This window comes from Pseudomonas sp. GW823-FHT04A03 (assembly GCF_058796615.1).
Map to the genome: position 1 here is coordinate 196,023 of NZ_JBXAIV010000011.1, position 22,483 is coordinate 218,505.

Below are 22,483 nucleotides of genomic sequence, written 5' to 3' on the forward strand. Positions count from 1 at the left end.
TTTTTTTCAGGATGCCTCCATGCTCCAACTGATCCTAGGCGGCGCTCGTTCCGGCAAAAGTCGTCTGGCCGAAAAACTCGCCACTGACAGCGCACTGGCCGTGACCTACATCGCCACCAGCCAGCCGCTGGACGGCGAGATGAATGAGCGCGTCGCCCATCATCGCGCCCGCCGTCCCGCCGAATGGGCGTTGATCGAAGAGCCGCTGGAACTGGCCCGTGTACTGCGCGAAACCGCCGGCCCCGAGCGCTGCCTGCTGGTGGATTGCCTGACGCTGTGGCTGACCAATCTGCTGATGCTCGATGACGCCGAACGCCTCGCCGCCGAACGCGAATCCCTGCTCGAATGCCTGGCGTCGCTGCCGGGTGAAATCATTTTTGTCAGCAACGAGACCGGAATGGGTGTCGTGCCGCTGGGCGAATTGACTCGCCGCTATGTCGATGAAGCCGGTTGGCTGCATCAAGCTCTGGCCGAGCGTTGTCAGCGAGTCGTCCTGACGGTCGCCGGCCTGCCCCTGACTTTGAAAGGACCTGCGTTATGACCCAAGCCTGGTGGCTGAACCCGTGCAAACCGGTGGATACGGACGCCGTTGAAAACGCGGCGGCGCGTCAGCAGCAATTGACCAAACCCGCCGGCTCCCTTGGGCAGCTCGAAGCGGTGGCGGTGCAACTGGCCGGATTGCAGGGCCAGGTCAAGCCAACACTGGATCAGGTCTGGATCGCAATTTTTGCCGGTGACCATGGCGTTGTCGCCGAAGGCGTTTCTGCGTTCCCGCAGGAAGTCACCGGGCAGATGCTGCTGAACTTCGTCAGCGGCGGCGCGGCGATCAGCGTGCTGGCGCGGCAACTCGGCGCGCAGCTGGAAGTGGTGGATCTGGGCACTGTGAACCCGTCGCTGAACCTGCCGGGCGTGCGTCACCTGAACATCGGCCCGGGCACGGCGAATTTCGCCAAGGGCGCGGCGATGACTCAGGCCCAGGGCGAACTCGCCTTGCAGGGCGGTCGCGACAGCGTGCTGCGCGCGAAAGCGGCGGGCGCGCAATTGTTCATCGGCGGTGAGATGGGCATCGGCAACACCACGGCCGCCAGTGCGCTGGCCTGTGCTTTGCTGGATTGCCCGGTGGCTCACTTGACTGGACCGGGCACCGGGCTGAATGCCAAAGGCGTCAGCCACAAGGCGCAGGTGATCGAGCGGGCGCTGGCGCTGCATGTGGCGCAACGTGGCGATGCGTTGCAGACCCTGTTCAATCTCGGCGGCTTTGAGATTGCGGCTTTGGTCGGCGCGTATCTGGCGTGTGCTCAGGAAGGTGTGGCGGTGCTGGTGGACGGGTTCATCTGCACGGTCGCCGCGCTGGTGGCGGTGCGGCTGAATCCGGCCTGCCGTGAATGGCTGCTGTTCGGTCATCGGGGGGCCGAGCCGGGGCATCGTCATGTGCTGGAAACCCTTGGCGCTGAACCGCTGCTGGAATTGGGCTTGCGTCTGGGCGAGGGCAGTGGCGCCGCGCTGGCGGTGCCGTTGTTGCGTCTGGCCTGCGACCTGCACGGGCAGATGGCGACCTTCGCCGAAGCCGCGGTGGCGGATCGCCCGGCATGACCTTGCGTCTGGATCTGCTGCGCCACGGTGAAACCGAACTCGGCGGCGGCCTGCGCGGCAGCCTCGACGACGCGCTGACCGAAAAAGGCTGGGCGCAGATGCGCGAGGCGGTGAGCGGGCAGGGCCCGTGGGATCGGCTGGTCAGTTCGCCGTTGCAGCGTTGCGCGCGGTTTGCTGAAGAGTTGGGCGCGCAGCGGGATCTGCCGTTATCTCTGGACAAGAATCTGCAAGAGCTGCATTTCGGTGCCTGGGAAGGGCAGAGCGCGGCGGCGCTGATGGAAACCGATGCCGAAGCGCTTGGGCTGTTCTGGGCTGATCCCTATGGGTTTACTCCACCGCAGGGTGAGCCGGTCAGCGATTTCTCTGCGCGGGTGCTGGCGGCGGTCATGCGCTTGCAGGCGGCGCACGCGGGTGAGCGGGTGTTGCTGATCAGTCATGGCGGCGTCATGCGTCTGCTGCTGGCGCGGGCCCGCGGTTTGCCTCGCGAACAACTGCTCAATGTCGAAGTCGCTCACGGCGCGCTGTTTTCGCTGATCGTCGAGGCCGACGGTTCGCTCAGGGAAATGTGCTGACATGCTGCCCCTGTGGATCGCCCTGCAATTTCTCAGCAGCCTGCCGATTCGTCTGCCGGGCATGCCGGCGCCTGAACAGCTCGGGCGCTCGTTGCTGTTTTATCCGCTGGTGGGCTTGCTGTTCGGTGTGATTCTCTGGGCGCTGAACATTGCGCTGGCGGGCGCACCATTGCTGTTGCACGCGGCGCTGTTGCTGACGGTGTGGGTGCTGCTCAGCGGCGCGTTGCACCTCGATGGCCTGGCGGACAGCGCCGATGCGTGGCTCGGCGGTTTCGGTGATCGCGAGCGTACGCTGACGATCATGAAGGATCCGCGCAGCGGGCCGATCGCGGTGGTGACGCTGGTGCTGGTGTTGCTGCTCAAGTTCGCCGCGTTGCTGGCCTTGATCGAACAGCAGCAGGGCATGGCATTGATCATCGTGCCGCTGATCGGGCGAGCGGCGCTACTCGCACTGTTCCTCACCACAACCTATGTGCGGGCCGGTGGATTGGGGCAGGCGCTGGCCGATCATCTGCCGCGCAAGACGGGTTGGCAGGTGCTGGCGGTGAGTGCGACGGCGTGTGTGGTGATCGCCGGATTCAGCGCTGTTGTGGCGCTGCTGCTGGCGGTCGTCGTGTTCATCTGGCTGCGGCATTTGATGGTGCGACGACTGGGTGGAACCACCGGTGATACGGCCGGTGCGTTGCTGGAATTGCTGGAGATGTCAGTGCTGGTCGGGCTGGCCTTGTTTTGATAAGTAACTTTGATCTGTAACTTGATTTAACACAGTCGCGGGTATATACACGCATCATGCTTCCTTCTCAGTGTTTGTGCACCAACCTGCGACGCGCCGCTCGTGGCGTCAGCAGGCATTACGACGGCGCTCTCGACGGCTTCGGGATCAACGTTGCCCAGTATTCTTTGCTGTGCAACCTGCAGCGGCTGGATCAGCCGAGCATTTCCGAACTGGCCGAAGCGATGGGCCTGGACCGCAGCACCCTCGGGCGCAATCTACGGGTGCTGGAAGGCGAGGGCCTGGTGGCGTTGGCCGAGGGCGAGGACATGCGCAACCGCATCGTCCGGCTCACCGAAACCGGTGCGCAACGCCTGGCAGCGGCCTTGCCGGCCTGGGAAGCGGCGCAACAGCGGTTGATCGACCGACTGGGTGCCGAGAAGCGTGAAACCTTGCTGCGGCTGTTGGATGAACTGGCCTGAGGGCCGGTTTTTTCCGAATCTAAGCGGGTATATACCCGCGACTGGAGAATAACAATGAGTTCGATGTGGCGTACGTGCGGTTGGGTGTTGCTGGGGAGTGCGCTGATTCTGGCGTTGTCGTTGGGCGTGCGGCACGGTTTCGGTTTGTTTCTTTCGCCGATGAGCACCCAGTTTGGCTGGGGCCGTGAGGTGTTCGCTTTCGCCATCGCGTTGCAGAACCTGATCTGGGGTCTGGCGCAACCGTTTACCGGCGCACTGGCTGACCGCTTCGGCGCGGCAAAAGTGGTGCTGATCGGCGGCGTGCTCTACGCCTTGGGCCTGGTGTTCATGGGGCTGTCGGAAACGGCGTTGGGCCTGTCCCTGAGCGCCGGCTTGCTGATCGGCATCGGTCTGTCCGGCACCTCGTTCTCGGTGATCCTCGGTGTGGTCGGCCGCGCTGTACCACCGGAAAAACGCAGCATGGGCATGGGCATCGCCAGTGCTGCCGGTTCATTCGGCCAGTTCGCCATGCTGCCGGGCACCCTCGGGCTGATCGGCTGGCTCGGCTGGTCGGCGGCGTTGCTGGTTCTGGGTTTGCTGGTGGCGCTGATCGTGCCGCTGGTGAGCATGCTCAAGGACAAACCGCTGCCGGTGCTCGGTCATGAACAAACCCTGTCCGAAGCGCTGCGCGAGGCCTGCTCGCATTCCGGGTTCTGGCTGCTGGCGTTCGGCTTTTTCGTCTGCGGATTTCAGGTGGTGTTCATTGGCGTGCACTTACCGGCGTATCTGGTCGATCAGCACCTGCCGGCCAGCGTCGGCACCACGGTGCTGGCATTGATCGGTCTGTTCAACATCTTCGGCACTTACACCGCCGGTTGGCTCGGCGGGCGGATGTCCAAGCCGCGTCTGCTGACCGGGCTGTATCTGCTGCGCGCCGTGGTGATCGTGCTGTTTCTGTGGCTGCCGGTGACGACGACCTCGGCCTATCTGTTCGGCATGGCCATGGGCTTCCTGTGGCTGTCGACGGTGCCGTTGACCAACGGTACGGTGGCGACCTTGTTTGGCGTGCGAAACCTGTCCATGCTCGGTGGTATCGTGTTCCTGTTCCATCAGTTGGGTTCGTTCCTTGGCGGTTGGCTGGGCGGGGTGGTGTATGACCGAACCGGGAGTTATGACTTGATCTGGCAAGTGGCGGTTCTCTTGAGTCTGTTGGCGGCCGCGCTGAACTGGCCGGTGCGCGAGCGCCCGGTCGAGCGCCTGCAACCGCGTGCGAGCGCTGCATGAACCATTTCTGGCCGCAGATCGTCGTCACCGCACTCGGCGCCGCGTTGCTGGCGCTGGTGTGGTGGGGCTGGCATCAGGGCGGGCTGGCGCTGATGCAGTTGGGCATGGGTGCTTGCTAGACCGGCGGGAGGGCGAGTAACGTCGAGGTCTGACGATTGCTCAAGGATGCCCGACATGCTCAAGCGCTGGTGTGCTGTTCCCGCGTTGCTGATGGCGTTGACCGGACTGGCCCAGGCCGCGGACTGTCCGGATCTGTTGCAAGGTTCGTTGCCCAAGCTGCGGGCCAAGGAATCCATCGACCTGTGTCAGCGCTACGCCGACAAACCGCTGGTGGTGATCAACACGGCCAGCTTCTGTGGTTTCGCGCCGCAGTTCGAGGGGCTCGAAGCGCTCAATCAGCGCTACAAGGCCCAGGGCCTGGAAATGCTCGGCGTGCCTTCCAATGACTTCAAACAGGAGTCCAAGGACAGCGCCGAGACCGCCAAGGTCTGCTACGCCAACTACGGCGTGACGTTCACCATGACCGAGCCGCAGAAGGTGCGGGGTGACGATGCGACTCACTTGTTCCAGGTGCTGGCCAAACAGAGCAGTGCACCGAAATGGAATTTCTACAAATACGTCATCGACCGCCAGGGCAAGGTGATCGCCAACTTCTCCAGCCTGACCAAGCCGGATGATCCGGAATTTCTCGCAGCCATCGAGAAAGCCATTGCTTCCCAGCCGCTGAAACCCTGATCGACGCCCATCAAAAAGCCCCGCCTCTGTTGAAGAGAGCGGGGCTTTTTAGTGGGCGAGGCCTCAAATGGTAAAGAGCTCAGCCTCGCCGTACAGCATCAGAAGCGGTAGGTTGCGCCGACACCGAAGCCGTTTGCCGAGTTTTCATACTGGGAGTTGTAGGTCTGGCCGCGATCGTTTTCGTTGCGGATGTTGACCTTCTCTTCCTTCAGGTACGAGTAGGCGACGTCGATGGTCAGGTCTTCGGTCGGGCTCCAGCCGGCACCGATGCTGAAGATGGTCCGGTCGCCGGTCGGGATGCGTGGCGAACGGTCGACGTTGTTGGTTGGCGACTGGTCGAAGGTCAGACCGGTACGCAGTACCCATTCCTTGTTCAGCTGGTAGGACGTACCGATGGCGTAAGCCCAGGTGTCATGCCAGTTCTGTTCTTCGGTGATCTCGCCGAACTGGCCAGCCAGCAGAGGCTGTACGCCGGAGTTCTTGACGGTGATCTTTTCCAGCTGGCTCCAGCGGGTCCAGGTAGTACCGGCGTAGACGTTCCAGCGATCGTTGATCGCCTGAGTGACCGAGAGGTCCACGGATTCAGGTGTGGTGATCTTCAGCGAAGCATCGTATTTCTGGTTCGCACCCAGGCCGATTGCGCCCAGCACGTTGTAGTTGACCTTGGTGTTGCCTTCGAGCTTGTAGTCGACTTTCGAGTGGTAGGTCAGACCCAGGCGAGTGGTGTCGGTAGCCTGTACCAGCACGCCGATGTTGTAGCCCAGCGCGGTGTCGTCACCCTTGATCTTGACCTTGCCGTCCGGCGCAGCCTGAGTGATCGACAGGTTGGATTCCAGCGCACCGTCGATACGGTTGATGGTTGGACCGAAACCGATCGACACGACGTCGTTGAATTTGTAGCTGACAGTCGGCTGGAAGGTGATGACCTGGACTTCGGACTTGCTGCCGAAGTAACGGCCGGCAAAACCGTTTTCATAGTCGGTGATCAGGCCGAAGGGTACGTACACACCCAGGCCGAATGCCCAATGCTCGTCGATCGGCTTGACGTAGTAGCCCATAGGTACGGAGGTGAAGGGCACCATATCGCCTTTGTTGCTGCCGCCGTTAGGGCTGGAGCTGCCATCGCTGATATCGGTTTTTGCGTCGAGGAATGCAACACCACCAGTGACTTGTTCGCGCGTGATGCGCGACATGCCGGCAGGGTTGCCATAAACAGTGCTTGCGTCGTCGGCAGAAGAAGATCGCCCGGCGTACCCAGTCCCCATCCCGCTGATGCTGTGTTCGTTGATGGCAAAGCCAGCTGCGAAGATCTGGGTGGATGCCACGGTTACGGCAAGGCTAAGGGTGGTTTTGAGCATGACTTTTTTCATTATTAGAACTCCTGGTGATCACCGGGGCGAAAATTACCAACATTTTCGTCCCAGCGCTATAGTCCGTATGCCTTGAGTTAGAGCGGTTTTGTAGGACAATCCGACCAGATTCGCCACCCGTTGGGCGATGTTGCGAAACCGGCGGGTCAGCAAGCGACCTGATTCAGCGGTGAAACACAGGTTTGCCAGGCGCAGGTGAAATCGCGCAGACGACCTTGAGGCTGGAAGGTCTGACGCCAGATGCGCGCCATGCCCAGCAGATCGCCCGGCTCGGGGAGGACGGGGTTTTGTTCTTCGACCAGCAGCCATGCGATGGCGGTGGCGTAACGCAGGTTGACGGTCAGTTCGAGGTGCGGGCCGCTGAGGAAGGCATGCTGGCTGGCGAGGCCCCGCACCAGGCTGGCGCGTTCCGGATCCAGCGCCAGGTAATGATCCCAAAGGGCCTGGTGACGATGTTCGGCAATCCGGTACAGGCCGTGGCCACGGCGGTCATGCAGGGCGGAACCGAGGGCGGACTGGCTGGCGGCAATGCCCAGCAACAGGGATTCGGCAGTTGCGCAGTGGCGTCCGAGGTAGATCAGCGTAGGACGGATCACGTAGCGGCACAGTTCGCTGGCAGCGATACCCATAAAACCCTCGGATCTTGTTGTCGGGCGGCGAGACCTGAAGGGGAGCTTGGCAGCTGTGGATCGACTCAGGCTCGCCGGAAGCGGATCACGCCGCTTGAGTTGAAGTGTAGTGTCATATTCGCGACGTAAAGGCCTGTTTTTAAAATATTTCCGGCGAGGCGTTATAACCGTTATATCGGTTAGTGATTAGGCAGAAATTGGCAAAAGTGAAACATCGGGCAATAAAAAGCCCCGCATTTTCAGCGGGGCTTTTGCTTTTGCAGCCATTTCGGCCTCTCAGGCGATCAATGCCTGACGGGTGCGATCAATCACGGCCTGCAGCGGTTCGGCGCTGGAGTATTGATCGGGGTACAGACGCTCGCTGTGGCGGGCGATCCCGTGTTCATTGACCACGGTGAAGCTGAAGCAGCCTTTGCGAGCGGCCATGATCAGGCAGTTCATTGGAGCAAAAGCGTTGGTTAGGGTGCGAATGGCATCCTGAGTCTGGATTTGAGTCGACATAGTTATTAGGTGTTCCTACAAATGACACGGATAAGAACCGTGCAACGTTAAAACGTTCCAGTAACGCCAACCACCATTGGTCGAACGAAGAACCCGACTGGAACAAGGCAGCCAGTTCGAGCGCTATAAAAGTTGGCGCGCTTGGGCTGGCAGGTAGGTACTTAGGAGGACAGGCAACACATCGAGGGCAGAGGTTCTGGGCCCGGGGTGAAGATCCTGATCAATTTGCAGGTTGGTTCGGTCAGAGTAAGTGGTCTTCGCAACACCCTTTGCATTCGATTCAAAGGCTGTGTTGTCGCAAGATTTACCTGGAAACCATCGAGGGGTCGGTCCCGCTTTTGTCGGTGGAGGCTTCTGTGAGAGAAGGCTGACCGTGGGGTGTGTTCGACCGGAATTGACTTTCAGCTTGGTACTAACGCCGCGGATACTAACGGAACGATCAGCAGAAGGCAAACCCCGCTGGTCAAAAAAATACGAGGATATTGCCCAGGCCCCCGGCCTGCCCCGATCTGGCTCACATCGTGACCGTCGGTCGCCACGACATGACCGGCGCTGAAGCTCGGCGCAGGCGCTTATCCCCAGCCCGAATGCCAAAACGACTCGAAAAGGCGCATCGATATAACCGTGTAACAGGTACTTGTGCACATTAGTTGCGCAGACTGTAACGGCGCTGTCACAACGATCCTGACCCCGATGACTGCCTGCATCGAAAGTTTAAGTCAATGAAAAACATCGCTTTTTTTAACTGGTGAAAAAATCGTCAGTTTGACTGCGAGCCCCATTCCACAAGGCTTTGCGGCGACTGGAGGACGGTTGTCCACTGAGTTATCCACAGCTTCTGTGGATTGTCCCGAGCGCTTGCTCTAGCACGGGCGTGCCGGGTTTTTTTCGACTTTACCTGTGCGAAAAAAAGAGTAGAGTGGCGCGCCTTCCGATCTGTCCCACAGTGCTTTATGAAGTTTCGTTCAGCTACAGAATCTGTTACCTCCCAACCCCCTCGTGTTACCGCTCCCAAGCGATTTTCCGTGCGCGTGGCCGAGTGGCTGCTGGACAGCCCGCGTCTGGGCGACAGCCAGAATGCCAAGCACCTCGCCGGCCGCCTGCTCAAGCAACCAGCCCGGGAAGGAGTGGTCGCGGCGCAAAGTCGTCTCGGTCAGTTGATGTGCCGCGAGTGTGGCAATGCCCGGGATCGCCGGATCGGCCAGGACTTGCTGCGCCAGGCCGCCCGCGCCGGTGACCGACGCGCGCAACAGGAACTCGGACTGATCGAAGACTGAGCTGTCCAAGACCTGGCGCCTTGGTTAACCTTCAGGCTTTATCGGATCGGCGGGAATCACTATGGCGATGGACTTGACCAGCATCCTGCTGGGGCTGGCAGGCGCGGCGGTGCCACTGCTGGCACTGGCCTGGCAACTGCAACGCCGGGCCAGTCAGAACCAGTCTGAAGTCGCGTTGCTCGAAGAGCGGCTGGCCATGGCACAGATGGCCCAGGACGGCCTCACTGCACAACTTGAAGCCAGCCGCGATGAAATCGCCGACCTCGGCCAGGCCAATGCCTCCAAACAAGCGGATCTTGCGGCCGTACGCCGGGAAGTCGAGCTGCTGCAGATCGAGCGCGACGACGCCCGTGACGCTGCCCACGCCTGGAACATCGAACGCGCCAACAAGGAAGCCGAATTACGGCGCCTGGACGCCCAGGCGGCTTCGCTGAATGCCGAATTGCGCGAGCAACAGGAAAGCCATCAACAACGGCTGGATGACCTGCAGGGTTCCCGCGACGAGCTGCGCGCCCAGTTCGCCGAACTGGCCGGCAAGATCTTCGATGAGCGCGAACAACGCTTCGCCGAAACCAGCCAGCAGCGCCTCGGCCAATTGCTCGACCCGTTGAAGGAACGCATCCAGTCGTTCGAAAAACGTGTCGAGGAAAGCTATCAGGCCGAAGCCCGCGAGCGCTTCTCGCTGGCCAAGGAGCTGGAGCGCTTGCAGCAACTGAACCTGCGCCTCAGCGACGAAGCGACCAACCTGACCCGCGCCCTGAAGGGCCAGAAAACCCAGGGCAACTGGGGTGAGCTGATTCTCGAGCGTGTGCTTGAGCACGCCGGGCTGGAGAAGGGCCGCGAGTACCAGACCCAGGTCAATCTCAAGGGCCCGGACGGCGAGCGTTTCCAGCCGGACGTGATCATTTATCTGCCGGGCGACAAGCAGGTGGTGGTCGACTCCAAGGTCAGCCTCACCGCGTATCAGCAATATGTCGCGGCGGACGACGAGGCCATCGGCCAGATCGCCATGAAGCAGCACGTGCTGTCCCTGCGCAGCCACGTCAAAGGCTTGGCCGGCAAGGATTACAAACGTCTGGAAGGTTTGCACAGCCTCGATTTCGTCTTGCTGTTCGTGCCCATCGAAGCGGCGTTTTCAGCCGCGTTGCAGGCCGAGCCGACGCTGTTTCAGGAAGCCTTCGACCGCAACATCGTGATCGTCAGCCCGACCACGCTGTTGGCCACTTTGCGAGTCATCGACAGCCTGTGGAAGCAGGAGCGCCAGAGCCAGAACGCCCGGGAAATCGCCGAGCGCGCCGGTTGGCTGTACGACAAGTTCGTGTTGTTCATTCAGGATCTGGACGAAGTCGGCAATCGCTTGCAGCAACTGGACAAGGCCTACAGCGCGGCGCGCAACAAGCTGACAGAAGGGCGCGGCAACCTGGTCAGTCGCAGCGAGCAGCTCAAGTTGCTCGGCGCGCGAGCCAGCAAAAGCCTGCCGGCGGATCTGCTGGAACGCGCAATGACCGACGCCGACGGCCTGGTCGAACTGCCTGAATAAGCCGCTCTGCTATAGCGGCAAATAGCGACTCAACAACGCCCGCAACGCCGCCGGTTTCACCGGTTTGGCCAGATAATCCAGTCCCGCCGCGTGCACCTGCGCCACCGTTTCCGGATGCCCGTCGGCGCTGATCACTACGCCCGGCACCGGCTCGCCCAGTCTTGTGCGCAACCAGGCCATCAGATCGGTGCCGGTTTCGCCGTGATCGAGGTGATAGTCGACCAATGCCAATTGTGGGCGCACGCCGTCGTCGAGCAGCGCCGCACATTCTTCGCGGTTGCGCGCGGTCCAGACCTGGCAGCCCCAGCGTGTGAGCAGGCTGTTCATGCCGATCAGAATGCTGTCTTCGTTGTCGATGCACAACACCTGCGCACCGCTGTGCAATTTGCCATTGATTTCCACCGCTGCCGGCGCCTGCACGGTCTGCGCTTTGGCCAACGGCACGCGGACACTGAACACGCTGCCGCGCCCCGGCCATGAACGCACGCGCAAGGTATGGCCGAGCACGCGGCACAGACCGTCGGCGATCGCCAGACCCAGGCCCAGACCTTTTTCGGCGCGGGTCTGGTGACTGTCGAGGCGTTTGAATTCCTCGAAAATCACTTGCTGTTTGTCCTCCGGAATCCCCGGCCCGCGATCCCACACTTCCAGACAGATTTCGCCTTTTCGTCGACGCACGCCCAGCAGTACCGGGCCTTTTGCGTAGCGGAACGCGTTGGTGAGGAAATTCTGCAGAATGCGCCGCAGCAACTTGATGTCGCTGTCGATGCGCAGCTGGCTGCCCCGTACCCGGAAACTCAAGCCCTGTTCCTGAGCCAGCGCCTTGAACTCCGCGCCGAGAATATCGAACAGCTCATTGACCGCGAACGGCTTGCGATCCGGGTTGATCTTGCCGTTTTCCAGGCGGGAAATGTCCAGCAGGTCGCTGATCAGGTCTTCGGCCGAACGCAGCGAGCTGTCGAGGTGTTGCACCAGTTTCTGCGCTTCGCCGCTCAAGCCGTCGTCCTGATGGGAGAGGGCGGCGGAGAACAGCCGCGCCGCGTTCAACGGCTGCATCAAATCGTGGCTGACCGCTGCGAGGAAACGGGTCTTGGACTGGTTGGCCGCCTCGGCGTTGCCCTTAGCTTCGGTCAGCGCGACGTTGAGTTGCGACAGTTCCTGAGTCCGCTCGCTGACCCGTTGCTCCAGCCCTTCGTTGGCTTCAGTCAGGGCCTGCTCGGCTTCGCGGAACGCGGTGATGTCCGTGAAACTCATGACGAAGCCGCCGCCCGGCATCGGGTTGCCGATCAGCTCGATCACCCGGCCGTTGGGGAACAGCCGCTCGGAAGTGTGGGCGCGGCCCTGACGCATCCAGTGCAGGCGCCGGGCGACGTGGACTTCCGCTTCGCCGGGGCCGCACAAACCACGTTCGGCGTTGTGGCGAATGATGTCGGCAATCGGCCGGCCAACGCTGATCAAACCGTCCGGATAGTTGAACAGCTCCAGATAGCGACGGTTCCAGGCCACCAGTTTCAGTGACTGGTCGACCACGCTGATGCCCTGGGTAATGTTTTCGATGGCGCCTTGCAGCAGCGCGCGGTTGAACTGCAGCACTTCCGAGGCTTCGTCGGCGATCCGGACGACGTCCTCCAGCTGCATTTCCCGACCTTCGATGGCGGCTTTTACTACAGCTCGCGTCGAAGAGGCGCCGAGGACACCGGCCAGCAATCGCTCGGTGTGGGCGATCCATTCGCCGTCAGCGTTCTGGTTCGGGTTGAAGCCTTTGCCCTGGCGATAGGCGAAGCGAATGAAACTCTGCCGCGCGCGCTCTTCACCGACAAAGCGCGCGGCCAGTTGCAGCAGGTCGTCGATCTGCACCGCCAGCATCGAACGTGCGCTCGGCCGTGCGTTGATTTCCTGACCGATAAAGCGTCCGGCCTGCCAGTGCTCTGACACCCGTGTACGCGACAGCACCGAGACCCAGGCGAACAACGTGAAGTTGCCCGCCAGCGACAGCACCACGCCTTGGGTCAGCGGGGTAATCGGCAGGTTCAGCGGGTTGCTGTGCAGCCAGGCGAGGCCGGGGAAACTGTCCAGCGACCAGCCGAGGCTGCGCGCAGCGATCGGCAAGATAAGGGTGTAAAACCACAGGAACGTGCCGGCGGCGAGGCCAGCAAACACGCCGCGGCGGTTGGCCTGTTTCCAGTACAGCGCGCCGAGCATCGCCGGGGCCAGTTGGGTCACGGCGGCGAAGGCAATCTGGCCGATGGTCGCCAGGCTTGCGGTCGATCCGAGCAAGCGGTAGCTGACGTAGGCCAGCAACAGAATCACCACGATGCTGACCCGACGTACCGAGAGCATCCACTGGCGGAACACTTCAAACGGGCGCTCGGCATTGTTGCGGCGCAGCAGCCACGGCAACAGCATGTCGTTGGAGACCATGGTCGACAGCGCCACACTCGCCACGATCACCATGCCGGTGGCCGCCGATGCGCCGCCGATAAACGCCAGCATCGCCAGCGCCGGGTGAGCCTGGGCCAACGGCAGGCTGATAACGAAGGAGTCGGGGATGACCGAGCTGGGCAGCATCATCTGACCGGCCAGGGCGATAGGGACTACAAACAACGCGGCCAGTGCGAGGTAGGCGGGGAAAACCCATTTGGCCAGACGCAGATCCTGCGGGTCGATGTTCTCGACCACCGTCACGTGGAACTGTCGGGGCAGGCAGATGATCGCCATCATCGCCACGCCGGTCTGCACCACCATCGACGGCCAGTTGATGGTTTCTTTCCAGTATTCCTCAAGGCGCGGGGCGAGCATTGCCTGATTGAACAGGTCGTCGAAGCCGTCATACAGGCCATAAGTGACGAAGGCGCCGACGGCGAGGAAGGCGAACAGTTTGACCAGCGACTCGAAAGCAATCGCCAGCACCATGCCCCGGTGGTGCTCGGTGGCATCGAGGTTGCGCGTACCGAAAACGATGGTGAACAGCGCCAGCACCAGCGACACGATCAGCGCCGTATCCTGGGCGCGGGTGCCCATGGCGTCGGCGCCGGCACCGATCAGCAGGTTTACGCCGAGGACGATGCCTTTGAGCTGCAAGGCTATATAAGGGAGGACGCCCACCAGACAGATCAGCGCGACGACCACCGCCAGCGACTGGGATTTACCGTAACGGGCGGCGATGAAGTCGGCGATGGAGGTGATGTTCTCCTGTTTGCTGATCATCACCATTTTCTGCAGCACCCACGGCGCACCGAGCAGCAGCAGGATCGGCCCCAGATAAATCGGCAGAAATGACCACAGTTGTTCGGCGGCCTGGCCGACCGCGCCGAAAAACGTCCAGCTTGTGCAGTAGACCGCAAGCGACAGGCTGTACACCCAGGCGCGCACCCGCGGCGGCAGCGGTGTGCTGCGACGGTCGCCGTAGAAGGCGATGGCGAACATGATGGCCATATAGGCCAGGGCGACGGCGGCGATCAGCCCGGTGGACAACGACATGGAACACTCCCGACAGAAAACGACCGGACTCGCGCCCGGTCAGACAGTCTCGCACGGGCGCGGCGGTTAGTCAGTGTCGACCAAGGTCGTGGCGCGGCGGGGTGTCGCAGGAGCAGAACCGGGCAGTTCTGTGGTCAGTCCGGTTTGAGCGCGATGTCGATAAGCCGGTGCAGTTCTTCGACTTCCAGCGGCGCTGCCGAAAACAGAATGCGGAACACCACCGGGGACACCACCAGATTGATCAGCCTATCCACGCTCGGCGCCGTTTCCTCGGGGTGGCGCTCGATGATGGTCTGCAATTGCGCGCCGATGATCGTAAAGCAATAGCCCGGCGTCGCGCTCGCCTGCACGTCGCGCATCATGTTGCGCCCGGGTTCTGAACTCATTTCGTCGAGATATTGTTCCGCCCACGCGCGGATATCGCTGCGCAGGCTGCCGGTTTCAGCCGGCTCGCTGTCGGGGCGCATGCGGGCGAGGGCGACGTCGGCCAGCAAGGCCGCCAGATCTCCCCAGCGCCGATAAATCGTCGACGGCGTCACCCCGGCGCGCGCCGCGATTTGCGGGACGGTCACCGTTGAGCGCTCCTGTTCTTGCAGAAGCGCGCGGACTGCCGAGTGAATCGACTCTTGCACCCGGGCACTGCGACCGCCGGGGCGTAAACCTTCTTTAATAGCCATGCGGCAGACCTTAACACAAAGAATTTGCTTTAAGCGGCGGCCGAGAGCACACTCCGCAAAAGCAAAAAATTAGCTTTTGCGGAGTGTGCCCATGACCAGCCTTGCTTCCCACCGTTCCAGCCTGTGGTTTCTGGCGATCACCTTACTGAGTTTTCTCGCCGCTTCCACTGCGCCGACGCCGTTGTATCACCTGTATCAGGATCAGCTGCATTTTTCGGCAGCGGTACTGACCCTGATTTTCGGCGTCTACGCGCTGAGTCTGTTGGCCGCGTTGCTGACGGTCGGGTCGCTGTCGGATCACCTGGGACGCAAACCGGTGATCTTCGCCGCCGTGACGCTCAATGCGCTGGCGATGCTGCTGTTTATCTACGCCGACAGCGTGGGCTGGCTGATCGGCGCGCGAGTGCTGCAAGGTTTCTCCACCGGCATGGCCACCGCCGTGTTGAGCGCGACACTGCTGGATACCGACCGTCAGCAGGGGCCGTTGATCAACAGCGTTGCGCCTTTGCTGGGTATGGCGTTGGGCGGCATGGGTTGCGGCTTGCTGGCCGAGTTCGCTCCGGCGCCATTGCAGTTGACCTATTGGTTACTGCTCGCGCTGTTTGTGTTGCAGGGCATTTATGTCTGGCGCCTGCCGGAAAGCGTTTCGCCGCAGGCCGGGGCGTGGGCCTCTTTGCGGCCAACCCTGCACGTGCCGGTTCAGGCGCGTTCGACGCTTTGGCGAGTGTTGCCGTTGAACACTGCGACCTGGGCGCTCGGCGGTTTCTACGCCTCGCTGGCACCGTCGCTGGTGCGCACGGCTACTGGCTCCACCTCCAACCTGATCGGCGGCGCCACCGTGGCGGCGCTGACCGTGACCGGTGCGCTGATGATCTTCACGTTGCGCAATCGTCCTGCCTCCCGGGCGCTGCAACTCGGGGCGAGCCTGCTGCCGGCCGGCATCGTGCTGATTCTGTTGGGCGTGCACAGTGCCAGTCTGTCGCTGTTTTTCTTCGGTACGCTTGTGGCTGGTTGTGGCTTTGGCTCCGGTTTTCTCGGTGCGGTGCGCAGCCTGGTGCCGCTGGCATTGCCTCATGAGCGCGCCGGGTTGATGTCGGCGTTCTATGTGCTGAGTTATCTGGCGTTCTGCCTGCCGGCGTTGCTGGCCGGGCATTTCACCCACAGCGTGGGTCTGCTGGCCACCACCGATGTGTATGGCGCGGTGCTGATTGTGCTGGCGGTTGGTGCGCTGCTGATGAGTTTTCGGACGCAAACGGCGAAGACCTGCAGCGCGCCATAAGCCTGCGGTTTCGGTTAGCCTTGGCCAGCCCCTTCTTCTCACGGATCGACGCATGAAGATTATCCGCAGCAAGACCTTCACCGCCGAGCGCGCCTGGGGCGCGCTCGACATCGCCAACATGAACGGCATCACCACGCGTCTGCACTGGACGGATCAGCCCTACAAATGGCACGTCAATGACGGTGAAGAAGTGTTTGTGGTGCTCGACGGTCAGGTGCTCATGCACTATCGCGAAGCAGGTGAGGAGAAGCAGGCCTTGCTCGACGTTGGCGATATCTTCTACGCGTACCATTGGTACTGAGCACGTCGCTCATCCTCAGGGCGCGGCGCGGATTCTGGTGATCGAAACCGAAGGAAGTGTCTGACTGCATATCTACAAAACAGATAACAGTTAGAGATATTACCCGTTATATAGATATTCGATTCGGTTCTACCATGGGCTCAACCTCACCTGAGGACAGGAGTTCATGATGATTTGCCCCAACAGCGCCAAACCCGGCATCAAGCCATTCAGCCAGCTTCAGCACCCGCGTGAAGTGATCCGCCAATTCACCCCGAACTGGTTCGCCGCGACCATGGGCACCGGCGTGCTGGCCTTGGCGCTGGCGCAATTACCCGTTTCCATTCCCGGCCTGCACGCCGTGGCCGAAGGGCTGTGGCTGTTCAACATTCTGTTGTTCGTGCTGTTTACCGCTGCCTACGCCGCGCGCTGGATTCTGTTCTTCGACGAAGCGCGGCGGATCTTCGGGCATTCCACGGTTTCGATGTTCTTCGGCACCATTCCCATGGGCCTGGCGACCATCATCAACGGCTTTCTGCTGTTCGGTCTGCCGCGCTGGGGCGGCGGTGTCATTCATCTGGCCGAAGTGCTGTGGTGGCTGGACGTGGCGATGTCGCTGGCCTGCGGTGTGCTGATCCCCTACATGATGTTCACCCGTCAGGAACACAGCATCGATCAGATGACTGCCGTCTGGCTGCTGCCGGTGGTGGCGGCAGAAGTGGCGGCGGCCAGCGGTGGACTGCTGGCGCCGCATCTGGCCGATGCCCACTCGCAACTGGTGGTGCTGGTGACGAGCTACGTGCTCTGGGCCTTTTCCCTGCCAGTGGCGTTCAGCATTCTGACCATCCTGTTGCTGCGCATGGCCTTGCACAAACTGCCCCATGAAAACATGGCGGCCTCGAGTTGGCTCGCCTTGGGCCCGATCGGCACCGGCGCTCTGGGCATGTTGCTGCTGGGCGGTGACGCGCCAGCGATCTTTGCGGCCAATGGTCTACCGGGCATCGGGGAAATCGCTTCGGGCCTGGGGCTGGTCGCTGGGATCACACTGTGGGGCTTCGGTTTGTGGTGGATGTTGATGGCGCTGCTGATCACTTTGCGTTACCTGCGTGACGGCATTCCGTTCAACCTCGGCTGGTGGGGCTTCACCTTCCCGCTGGGCGTTTATTCGCTGGCCACCCTGAAACTGGGCAGCACGTTGCACCTGACATTCTTCAGTGTGGTCGGCTGCGTACTGGTGACGTTACTGGCGGTGATGTGGCTGATCGTCGGTAAACGCACGCTGCAAGGTGCGTGGCGCGGCGAGCTGTTTGTTTCACCGTGCATTGCAGGTTTGAAGAAATAACCTGCAAAGATTAGGTAATGTGTGGCCTGGATCGCGGTTCGAGATTCTTATAAGCGTAGCCAGGCCACTCGCTACCTTCTCTTTCCAAAAACAACAGGGTCACACGGAAGATGAGTCACCCCTCACAGTTCAACCTGCTGCGCACCCGGCGCTTCCTGCCGTTTTTCATCACCCAGTCGCTGGGCGCGTTCAACGACAACGTGTTCAAGCAGTCGCTGATCCTCGCCATTCTCTATCGGCTGACCATCGAAGGTGACCGCTCGATCTGGGTCAACCTGTGTGCGCTGCTGTTTATCCTGCCGTTCTTCCTGTTTTCGGCGCTGGCCGGGCAGTTCGGGGAAAAATTCGCCAAGGATGCGTTGATCCGTCTGATCAAACTGGCAGAAATCGCCATCATGGCCGTGGGATCCGTCGGCTTCCTGTTCGATCACCTATCGCTGATGCTGGTGGCGCTGTTCGCCATGGGCACGCACTCGGCGCTGTTCGGGCCAGTGAAGTATTCGATCCTGCCACAGGCATTGCGCGAAGACGAACTGGTCGGTGGCAACGGGCTGGTGGAGATGGGCACGTTCCTGGCGATCCTGGCCGGGACCATCGGCGCCGGCGTGATGATGTCGTCGGCCATTTACGCGCCGGTGGTGTCCGCTGCGATTGTCGGCATCGCCGTGCTGGGTTATCTGGCCAGTCGCAGCATTCCTCGCGCCGCAGCGGCGACCCCGGAAATGCGCCTGAACTGGAACATCTTCAGTCAGTCGTGGGCGACCTTGAAACTCGGCCTGGGGCAGACGCCAGCGGTGTCGCGTTCGATTGTCGGCAATTCGTGGTTCTGGTTTGTCGGGGCGATTTATCTGACCCAGATCCCGGCTTACGCCAAGGAATGGATGCACGGCGACGAAACCGTGGTCACCCTGATTCTTACCGTGTTTTCGGTCGGCATCGCACTGGGTTCTATGCTGTGCGAGAAACTTTCCGGACGCAAAGTCGAGATCGGCCTGGTTCCGTTTGGCTCGTTCGGCCTGACGGTTTTCGGGCTGTTGCTGTGGTGGCATTCCGGTGGAATTCCAGAAAGTGCCGTCGGACACAGCTGGACCGAAGTGCTCGGTTTTGGCCATGCCTGGGCGGTGTTGTTTGATGTGCTGGGCCTCGGGATCTTCGGCGGTTTCTACATCGTGCCGCTGTACGCGCTGATCCAGTCGCGCACCGCCGAGAACGAACGGGCGCGGGTGATTGCCGCCAACAACATTCTCAACGCGTTGTTCATGGTGGTTTCGGCGATTGTCACCATCGTGTTGCTGAGCGTGGTCAAGTTGTCGATTCCTCAGCTGTTCCTGGTGGTGTCGCTGCTGAACATCGGCGTCAACGCCTACATCTTCAAGATCGTCCCCGAGTTCAGCATGCGTTTCATGATCTGGCTGCTGAGCCATTCCATGTACCGCGTCGAGCATCGCAACCTTGAGGCGATTCCCGATGAGGGCGCGGCGTTGCTGGTGTGCAACCACGTGTCGTTCGTCGATGCGTTGCTGATTGGCGGCGCGGTGCGTCGGCCGATTCGCTTTGTCATGTACTACAAGATCTACAACCTGCCGGTGCTGAACTTTATCTTCCGCACGGCGGGGACGATTCCTATCGCCGGACGCCAGGAAGACATCCAGATTTACGAAAAGGCCTTCACCCGGATTGCCCAGTATCTGAAGGACGGTGAGCTGGTGTGCATCTTCCCGGAAGGCAAGTTGACCGCCGATGGCGAGATCAACGAGTTCAAGGGCGGGCTGACGCGGATTCTCGAAGAGACGCCGGTGCCGGTGATTCCGCTGGCGTTGCAGGGGTTGTGGGGGAGTTTCTTCAGTCGCGATCCCGATAAAGGTTTCTTTCACCGGTTGTGGTCGCGGGTGACGCTGGTGGCGGGATCGCCGGTTGCCGTTGAAGCGGCACAGCCAGCGGAGTTGCAGGCGTTGGTCGGGGAGTTGCGCGGTACAGTCAGGTAGTTGGTTGGAAAGCCGCCATCCCTGACGGATGGCGGCAACGGCTCAGGCGCTGACCTTGAGCCCGATCAGTCCGGTGACGATCAACGCCACACTGGCCAGGCGAATCAATGCCATCGATTCGCCAAACAGGATGATCCCGGCAATCACCGTGCCCACGGCACCGACGCCAGTCCAGATCGCATAGGCCGTGCCCAGTGGCAATTCCTTCATTGCCAGACCCAGCAGGCCAAGGCTGACTGCCATGGCGGCAACGGTAAGAACGGTCGGAAGCGGACGGGTGAAACCATCGGTGTATTTAAGGCCGACGGCCCAGCCGACTTCGAACAGGCCGGCGAAAAACAGAATGATCCAGGACATGAAAGACCTCCATCGATTGACGGGGCCGTCCCCAGATTGAAAACTCGATTGAGCCGCAGGGTCGTCCCCGCGTGGCGCACATACTACCTAAAAATGTGCGCCGCGCATTGATCCGGGATCAGTCGGCCGTCTGTTGCGCCAATGTCTCTCGGTCTTCTTTTTCGCTCATCCGCCGGAAGTAGGTCGAAAGCAGCGCCCCGGAAATGTTGTGCCAAACACTGAACAACGCGCTCGGCACCGCCGCCAGCGGCGAGAAATGCGCACTGGCCAGCGCAGCCCCCAACCCCGAGTTCTGCATGCCGACTTCCAGAGCCAGGGACTTGCGCTGCGGCAGCGGCAGGCCGAACAGGCGCCCGGTGAAGTAACCCAGCAGATAACCGAAGCTGTTGTGCAGCATCACCACGGCCATGATCAGCAGGCCGGATTCGGCGATTTTCGCCTGACTGGCGGCAACCACGGCGGCAACGATGATCACGATGCTGACGACTGAAACCAGCGGCAACACTTCCACCGCGTGGCGCACCTTGTCCCCAAGCACACGTTGCGCGACCACGCCGAGGACGATCGGCAGCAGCACCACTTGCAGGATCGACCAGAACAACTCCATGAACGAAACCGGCAACCAGGCCGAGGCCAGCAGCCAGATCAGCGCCGGGGTCAGCAGCGGGGCGAGGAGGGTGGTGACGGCGGCGATGGCCACCGACAGCGCCAGGTCGCCACGGGCCAGCCAGGTCATGACGTTCGAGGAGGTGCCGCTCGGGCAGCAACCGACCAGAATCACGCCGACGGCGATTTCCGGCGGCAGATGAAAGATCTGGCAGAGCAACCATGCCATCCCCGGCATGATCACGAAATGCGCAACCACGCCCAGGGCCACACGCCACGGATGGCGGGCGACGGCGGCGAAATCGTCGAGTTTGAGGGTCAGGCCCATGCCGAACATCACCAGCCCGAGCAACGGCACGATCGCGCCTTTGAGGCCGAGGAACCAGGCCGGTTGCAGGAACGCGATCACCGCGAAAATCAGAACCCAGTAAGCGAAGGTGTTGCCGACAAAACGACTCAGTGCAGCCAGTGCGCGCATGGCCTGTTCCTTATTATGTGAAAACGCCACCGAAGCGGTGGCGTTTGAAGATAACCCAAAGACTGCGCAGAGGCTTAGATGCCCTGCGGAGTCTCTTCGCCGCCCAGTGCTTCAACCAGCGCCGGCAGGAAGTCGCCGAACGTCAGCATCATCAGGGTGAAGCTGGCGTCCAGTTGGCCGAGGGCTTCGTCGCCGCCGTCCTGTTCCGCCTGATCCTGCAACAGATCTTCGAATTTCAGGCGCTTGACGGTCATCTTGTCGTCGAGCATGAACGACAGTTTGTCCTGCCAGGCCAGCGACAGTTGAGTCACCACTTTGCCGGTGCTCAGGTGCAACTGGATTTCTTCGCTGGTCAGGTCCTGACGCTTGCAGCGCACGATGCCGCCGTCTTCGTGGGTGTCGCGCAGCTCGCACTCGTCCAGCACGAAGAAGTCCGGGGCGGCTTGCTGGGTGGTGACCCATTCGGTCATCACGGCAGTCGGCGCGGTTTTCACGGTCAGCGGACGAACTGGCAGGGTGCCGATCACTTCACGCAGGGTGGAGAGCAGATCTTCGGCGCGTTTCGGGCTGGCCGAGTTGACCAGGATCAGGCCCTGTTTCGGTGCGATGGCGGCGAAGGTCGACGAGCGGCGGATAAAGGCGCGCGGCAGGAAGGCCTGGATGATTTCATCCTTGATCTGGTCGCGTTCCTTCTTATAGACCTTGCGCATCTGCTCGGCTTCGATCTCTTCGACCTTTTCCTTGACCGCGTCACGCACGACGCTGCCCGGCAGGATGCGTTCTTCTTTACGGGCGGAGATCAGCAGAAAGTCACCGCTGACGTGCACCAGTGGAGCATCTTCGCCCTTGCCGAACGGCGCGACGAAACCGTAGGTGGTCAACTCCTGGCTTGCACATGGACGCGCCAGTTTGGTGGCCAGTGCAGTTTCCAGCGCCTCGGCATCGACAGGCAGGTCTTGGGTCAGGCGATAGATAAGCAGGTTTTTGAACCACATGGGGTGAGTCTCTCCTTTATACAAAGGGGGGCATTATTGTCTTCGCCGGGTCATAGGCCAACCCTTCTCTAAGCCTTTGGAAGGGCTAAGAAAATTAATTAAAAAAGTGCTTGCCAGAGGTTGGGTCGCTCCGTAGAATGCGCGCCACACCGAAGCGAAGGGTGATTAGCTCAGCTGGGAGAGCGTCTGCCTTACAAGCAGAATGTCGGCGGTTCGATCCCGTCATCACCCACCATTCGTTTCAAGTGTTTAGCGCAGCGGTAGTTCAGTCGGTTAGAATACCGGCCTGTCACGCCGGGGGTCGCGGGTTCGAGTCCCGTCCGCTGCGCC

The 22,483-nt window shown here is 61.3% G+C and carries 21 protein-coding genes, 2 tRNA genes and 1 pseudogene; 16 read left to right on the forward strand and 8 right to left on the reverse strand.

Features of this window, described 5'->3' with window-relative positions:
• Positions 1–19: 19 nt before the first annotated feature.
• Genes cobU through AC1Q9F_RS23860 form a run of 8 tightly spaced genes read left to right on the forward strand, consistent with a single transcriptional unit; the run spans position 20 to position 5,357 of the window.
• Positions 20–541: a bifunctional adenosylcobinamide kinase/adenosylcobinamide-phosphate guanylyltransferase gene (cobU, locus tag AC1Q9F_RS23825; protein WP_492620985.1), complete on the forward strand. Its 522-nt coding sequence runs from the start codon at positions 20–22 to the stop codon at positions 539–541.
• A complete protein-coding gene (cobT, locus tag AC1Q9F_RS23830; protein WP_492620984.1) occupies positions 538–1,593 on the forward strand; it encodes a nicotinate-nucleotide--dimethylbenzimidazole phosphoribosyltransferase in 1,056 nt (351 codons plus the stop codon). The genes cobU and cobT overlap by 4 nt, the downstream gene beginning before the upstream one ends.
• Positions 1,590–2,165: an alpha-ribazole phosphatase family protein gene (cobC, locus tag AC1Q9F_RS23835; protein WP_492620983.1), complete on the forward strand. Its 576-nt coding sequence runs from the start codon at positions 1,590–1,592 to the stop codon at positions 2,163–2,165. Before cobT ends, cobC begins: the two co-directional genes overlap by 4 nt.
• 1 nt (position 2,166) lies before the next feature.
• Positions 2,167–2,898, forward strand: coding sequence for an adenosylcobinamide-GDP ribazoletransferase (locus AC1Q9F_RS23840; protein WP_492620982.1), 732 nt, complete (start codon positions 2,167–2,169; stop codon positions 2,896–2,898).
• A 56-nt stretch (positions 2,899–2,954) separates the two neighbouring features.
• Positions 2,955–3,359 carry a MarR family winged helix-turn-helix transcriptional regulator gene (locus tag AC1Q9F_RS23845; protein ID WP_007950413.1) on the forward strand — a complete coding sequence of 135 codons (405 nt, stop codon included), beginning with the start codon at positions 2,955–2,957 and terminating at the stop codon, positions 3,357–3,359.
• 54 nt (positions 3,360–3,413) lie between these two features.
• Positions 3,414–4,622 (forward strand): MFS transporter, encoded by a 1,209-nt coding sequence (locus AC1Q9F_RS23850; RefSeq protein ID WP_492620981.1) that lies wholly within the window; start codon positions 3,414–3,416, stop codon positions 4,620–4,622.
• Positions 4,619–4,741 carry a hypothetical protein gene (locus tag AC1Q9F_RS23855; RefSeq protein ID WP_279382190.1) on the forward strand — a complete coding sequence of 41 codons (123 nt, stop codon included), beginning with the start codon at positions 4,619–4,621 and terminating at the stop codon, positions 4,739–4,741. Before AC1Q9F_RS23850 ends, AC1Q9F_RS23855 begins: the two co-directional genes overlap by 4 nt.
• A gap of 55 nt (positions 4,742–4,796) precedes the next feature.
• Positions 4,797–5,357, forward strand: coding sequence for a glutathione peroxidase (locus AC1Q9F_RS23860; RefSeq protein ID WP_039769833.1), 561 nt, complete (start codon positions 4,797–4,799; stop codon positions 5,355–5,357).
• A gap of 98 nt (positions 5,358–5,455) precedes the next feature.
• On the opposite strand, the gene AC1Q9F_RS23865 is transcribed toward AC1Q9F_RS23860, so the two are convergent.
• The 3 genes from AC1Q9F_RS23865 to AC1Q9F_RS23875 all read right to left on the reverse strand — a co-directional run bounded on the left by AC1Q9F_RS23865 (position 5,456) and on the right by AC1Q9F_RS23875 (position 7,857).
• Positions 5,456–6,727 (reverse strand): OmpP1/FadL family transporter, encoded by a 1,272-nt coding sequence (locus AC1Q9F_RS23865; protein WP_492620980.1) that lies wholly within the window; start codon positions 6,725–6,727, stop codon positions 5,456–5,458.
• A gap of 146 nt (positions 6,728–6,873) precedes the next feature.
• On the reverse strand, positions 6,874–7,356 hold the full coding sequence (locus AC1Q9F_RS23870; protein ID WP_492620979.1) for a hypothetical protein: 483 nt from the start codon (positions 7,354–7,356) through the stop codon (positions 6,874–6,876).
• A 276-nt stretch (positions 7,357–7,632) separates the two neighbouring features.
• The gene (locus tag AC1Q9F_RS23875; protein WP_007950419.1) at positions 7,633–7,857 is read right to left on the reverse strand and encodes a hypothetical protein; all 225 of its coding nucleotides are present in this window, start codon (positions 7,855–7,857) and stop codon (positions 7,633–7,635) included.
• A 953-nt stretch (positions 7,858–8,810) separates the two neighbouring features.
• On the opposite strand from AC1Q9F_RS23875, the gene AC1Q9F_RS23880 reads away from it, so the two are divergent.
• Both AC1Q9F_RS23880 and AC1Q9F_RS23885 read left to right on the forward strand, forming a co-directional pair.
• Positions 8,811–9,134, forward strand: a complete 324-nt coding sequence (locus tag AC1Q9F_RS23880; RefSeq protein ID WP_207985470.1) for an SEL1-like repeat protein — start codon at positions 8,811–8,813, stop codon at positions 9,132–9,134.
• A 175-nt stretch (positions 9,135–9,309) separates the two neighbouring features.
• Positions 9,310–10,674: a DNA recombination protein RmuC gene (locus AC1Q9F_RS23885; protein ID WP_207986183.1), complete on the forward strand. Its 1,365-nt coding sequence runs from the start codon at positions 9,310–9,312 to the stop codon at positions 10,672–10,674.
• A gap of 9 nt (positions 10,675–10,683) precedes the next feature.
• Here AC1Q9F_RS23885 and AC1Q9F_RS23890 read toward each other — a convergent pair whose 3' ends face one another.
• Positions 10,684–14,154, reverse strand: a complete 3,471-nt coding sequence (locus AC1Q9F_RS23890) for a hybrid sensor histidine kinase/response regulator (RefSeq protein ID WP_492620978.1) — start codon at positions 14,152–14,154, stop codon at positions 10,684–10,686.
• Between the two features lie 134 nt (positions 14,155–14,288).
• Entirely contained in the window at positions 14,289–14,831 is a 543-nt protein-coding gene (locus AC1Q9F_RS23895; RefSeq protein WP_492620977.1) for a TetR/AcrR family transcriptional regulator, read from the reverse strand.
• A gap of 91 nt (positions 14,832–14,922) precedes the next feature.
• On the opposite strand from AC1Q9F_RS23895, the gene AC1Q9F_RS23900 reads away from it, so the two are divergent.
• The 4 genes and pseudogenes from AC1Q9F_RS23900 to AC1Q9F_RS23915 all read left to right on the forward strand — a co-directional run bounded on the left by AC1Q9F_RS23900 (position 14,923) and on the right by AC1Q9F_RS23915 (position 19,717).
• On the forward strand, positions 14,923–16,110 hold the full coding sequence (locus AC1Q9F_RS23900) for an MFS transporter (protein WP_492620976.1): 1,188 nt from the start codon (positions 14,923–14,925) through the stop codon (positions 16,108–16,110).
• Between the two features lie 52 nt (positions 16,111–16,162).
• Positions 16,163–16,475, forward strand: a pseudogene (locus AC1Q9F_RS23905) (cupin domain-containing protein).
• A gap of 105 nt (positions 16,476–16,580) precedes the next feature.
• Positions 16,581–17,732: a TDT family transporter gene (locus AC1Q9F_RS23910; protein ID WP_207985473.1), complete on the forward strand. Its 1,152-nt coding sequence runs from the start codon at positions 16,581–16,583 to the stop codon at positions 17,730–17,732.
• Positions 17,733–17,842: 110 nt separating this feature from the next.
• Positions 17,843–19,717 carry an MFS transporter gene (locus tag AC1Q9F_RS23915; protein ID WP_492620975.1) on the forward strand — a complete coding sequence of 625 codons (1,875 nt, stop codon included), beginning with the start codon at positions 17,843–17,845 and terminating at the stop codon, positions 19,715–19,717.
• Between the two features lie 42 nt (positions 19,718–19,759).
• On the opposite strand, the gene sugE is transcribed toward AC1Q9F_RS23915, so the two are convergent.
• The 3 genes from sugE to rdgC form a co-directional block, all read right to left on the reverse strand.
• Positions 19,760–20,074, reverse strand: a complete 315-nt coding sequence (gene sugE, locus AC1Q9F_RS23920) for a quaternary ammonium compound efflux SMR transporter SugE (protein ID WP_039769847.1) — start codon at positions 20,072–20,074, stop codon at positions 19,760–19,762.
• Positions 20,075–20,192: 118 nt separating this feature from the next.
• On the reverse strand, positions 20,193–21,158 hold the full coding sequence (locus AC1Q9F_RS23925) for a bile acid:sodium symporter family protein (protein ID WP_492620974.1): 966 nt from the start codon (positions 21,156–21,158) through the stop codon (positions 20,193–20,195).
• Between the two features lie 74 nt (positions 21,159–21,232).
• Positions 21,233–22,153 (reverse strand): recombination-associated protein RdgC, encoded by a 921-nt coding sequence (rdgC, locus tag AC1Q9F_RS23930; RefSeq protein WP_007950430.1) that lies wholly within the window; start codon positions 22,151–22,153, stop codon positions 21,233–21,235.
• A 159-nt stretch (positions 22,154–22,312) separates the two neighbouring features.
• On the opposite strand from rdgC, the gene AC1Q9F_RS23935 reads away from it, so the two are divergent.
• Positions 22,313–22,388 (forward strand) — tRNA-Val (locus AC1Q9F_RS23935).
• A gap of 19 nt (positions 22,389–22,407) precedes the next feature.
• Positions 22,408–22,481, forward strand: a tRNA-Asp gene (locus tag AC1Q9F_RS23940).
• Positions 22,482–22,483 lie beyond the last annotated feature (2 nt).

Bases quoted from the DNA above. Each gene is read 5' to 3' on its own strand.
- cobU (WP_492620985.1), top strand. From the start codon at position 20: ATGCTCCAACTGATCCTAGGCGGCGCTCGTTCCGGCAAAAGTCGTCTG.
- cobT (WP_492620984.1), top strand. From the start codon at position 538: ATGACCCAAGCCTGGTGGCTGAACCCGTGCAAACCGGTGGATACGGAC.
- cobC (WP_492620983.1), top strand. From the start codon at position 1,590: ATGACCTTGCGTCTGGATCTGCTGCGCCACGGTGAAACCGAACTCGGC.
- AC1Q9F_RS23840 (WP_492620982.1), top strand. From the start codon at position 2,167: ATGCTGCCCCTGTGGATCGCCCTGCAATTTCTCAGCAGCCTGCCGATT.
- AC1Q9F_RS23845 (WP_007950413.1), top strand. From the start codon at position 2,955: ATGCTTCCTTCTCAGTGTTTGTGCACCAACCTGCGACGCGCCGCTCGT.
- AC1Q9F_RS23850 (WP_492620981.1), top strand. From the start codon at position 3,414: ATGAGTTCGATGTGGCGTACGTGCGGTTGGGTGTTGCTGGGGAGTGCG.
- AC1Q9F_RS23855 (WP_279382190.1), top strand. From the start codon at position 4,619: ATGAACCATTTCTGGCCGCAGATCGTCGTCACCGCACTCGGCGCCGCG.
- AC1Q9F_RS23860 (WP_039769833.1), top strand. From the start codon at position 4,797: ATGCTCAAGCGCTGGTGTGCTGTTCCCGCGTTGCTGATGGCGTTGACC.
- AC1Q9F_RS23865 (WP_492620980.1), bottom strand. From the start codon at position 6,727: ATGAAAAAAGTCATGCTCAAAACCACCCTTAGCCTTGCCGTAACCGTG.
- AC1Q9F_RS23870 (WP_492620979.1), bottom strand. From the start codon at position 7,356: ATGGGTATCGCTGCCAGCGAACTGTGCCGCTACGTGATCCGTCCTACG.
- AC1Q9F_RS23875 (WP_007950419.1), bottom strand. From the start codon at position 7,857: ATGTCGACTCAAATCCAGACTCAGGATGCCATTCGCACCCTAACCAAC.
- AC1Q9F_RS23880 (WP_207985470.1), top strand. From the start codon at position 8,811: ATGAAGTTTCGTTCAGCTACAGAATCTGTTACCTCCCAACCCCCTCGT.
- AC1Q9F_RS23890 (WP_492620978.1), bottom strand. From the start codon at position 14,154: ATGTCGTTGTCCACCGGGCTGATCGCCGCCGTCGCCCTGGCCTATATG.
- AC1Q9F_RS23895 (WP_492620977.1), bottom strand. From the start codon at position 14,831: ATGGCTATTAAAGAAGGTTTACGCCCCGGCGGTCGCAGTGCCCGGGTG.
- AC1Q9F_RS23900 (WP_492620976.1), top strand. From the start codon at position 14,923: ATGACCAGCCTTGCTTCCCACCGTTCCAGCCTGTGGTTTCTGGCGATC.
- AC1Q9F_RS23910 (WP_207985473.1), top strand. From the start codon at position 16,581: ATGATTTGCCCCAACAGCGCCAAACCCGGCATCAAGCCATTCAGCCAG.
- AC1Q9F_RS23915 (WP_492620975.1), top strand. From the start codon at position 17,843: ATGAGTCACCCCTCACAGTTCAACCTGCTGCGCACCCGGCGCTTCCTG.
- sugE (WP_039769847.1), bottom strand. From the start codon at position 20,074: ATGTCCTGGATCATTCTGTTTTTCGCCGGCCTGTTCGAAGTCGGCTGG.
- AC1Q9F_RS23925 (WP_492620974.1), bottom strand. From the start codon at position 21,158: ATGCGCGCACTGGCTGCACTGAGTCGTTTTGTCGGCAACACCTTCGCT.
- rdgC (WP_007950430.1), bottom strand. From the start codon at position 22,153: ATGTGGTTCAAAAACCTGCTTATCTATCGCCTGACCCAAGACCTGCCT.